The sequence below is a fragment of the Vibrio sp. HENC-03 genome, from assembly GCF_000305755.2.
GTDB classification, from domain to species: Bacteria; Pseudomonadota; Gammaproteobacteria; order Enterobacterales; family Vibrionaceae; genus Vibrio; species Vibrio owensii.
Genome location: NZ_JH976081.1, coordinates 1 through 345, shown reverse-complemented (window position 1 = coordinate 345; position 345 = coordinate 1). Strand labels below are relative to the sequence as shown.

Below are 345 nucleotides of genomic sequence, written 5' to 3'. Positions count from 1 at the left end.
CCGTCTGCTGTGCCATCGGCGAGTGTCATGCTGACAACGGTATCTGTTGTACTTGCATTACTCATAGTCACATCAAGTGTCGCTGGGTCACCTTCGTTGACCGTGGTTGAGCTAATCGATGCCACGGTTGGACGGTCGTCATCTGGATCAGGGCCTGGGCCACTGCCATCATCAACAATTGTGCCCGTTCCTTCTGCCGGCGTGGTTTGTACGGCAGTTGCACCAGACAGCGTAAAGGTCTCAGGGCCTTCAAATAGGTCATCATCCGTTGTACTAACGGTGATGCTGTATGTGGTGTCATTGGCAGGAACAGTGACATTGAACGAGCCATCAGGATTTACCGCG

At 53.0% G+C, this 345-nt stretch carries 1 protein-coding gene; it reads right to left on the bottom strand.

Features of this window, described 5'->3' with window-relative positions:
- Positions 1–345: Calx-beta domain-containing protein (locus tag VCHENC03_RS27755; protein WP_009705405.1), on the bottom strand; the 345-nt coding region annotated here is incomplete at both ends.